Here is a 743-nt window from a genome sequence, read left to right as displayed (position 1 = left end):
AGAAGTTACGTATCAATCAGCACCAATTACACAGCAGCCAGCTATGCAACAAACACAAAAAGAAGTGCAAGTAAAACCGCAGAAGGAGATGCAAGTAAAGCCGCAAAAAGAAGTACAGGTGAAACCACAGAAGGAGATGCAGGTAAAGCCGCAAAAAGAGGTGCAAAAAGAACAGCCAATTCAAAAAGAAAAACCAGTTGAAAAACCGTCTGTTATTCAAAAACCACCTGTGATAGAAAAACAAAAACCGGCGGAAAAAGAAAACACGAAGTTTTCGGTAAATGTATTACCGCAGCCGCCACAACCACCAATAAAACCAAAAAAAGAATATAAAATTTCAGATGTAATAAAAAAAGGAAGCGAGTTAATTGCTCCTCAAATTAGTAAAATGAAACCTAACAATATCATTTCTCCGCAAACGAAAAAAAACAATATAGTATCGCCGCAAGTGAAGAAGGAGAATGTAGGGAATATACTATCGCCGCAAGTGAAGAAGGAGAATGTAGGGAATATAATATCACCGCAAGTGAAGAAAGAAAATGTAGGGAATATAGTGTCACCGCAAGTGAAAAAAGAAAATGTAGGGAATATAGTGTCACCACAAGTGAAGAAAGAGAATGTAGGGAATATAATATCGCCGCAAGTGAAGAAAGAGAATGTAGGGAATATAGTGTCACCACAAGTGAAGAAAGAAAACGTAGGGAATATAGTATCACCAAATGTATCGAAAGAAAATGTAGTTA

1 pseudogene is annotated in these 743 nt (G+C 37.0%); it reads left to right on the top strand.

The annotated features are described in order from the left end of the window. A pseudogene (exsA, locus tag MR167_RS31570) lies at positions 1–743 on the top strand (spore coat assembly protein ExsA); the annotation flags it as partial.

It is taken from the genome of Bacillus cereus group sp. BfR-BA-01355 (assembly GCF_022663675.1).
GTDB lineage: Bacteria > Bacillota > Bacilli > Bacillales > Bacillaceae_G > Bacillus_A > Bacillus_A thuringiensis_S.
This window is presented reverse-complemented; position numbering and strand designations above follow the sequence as displayed.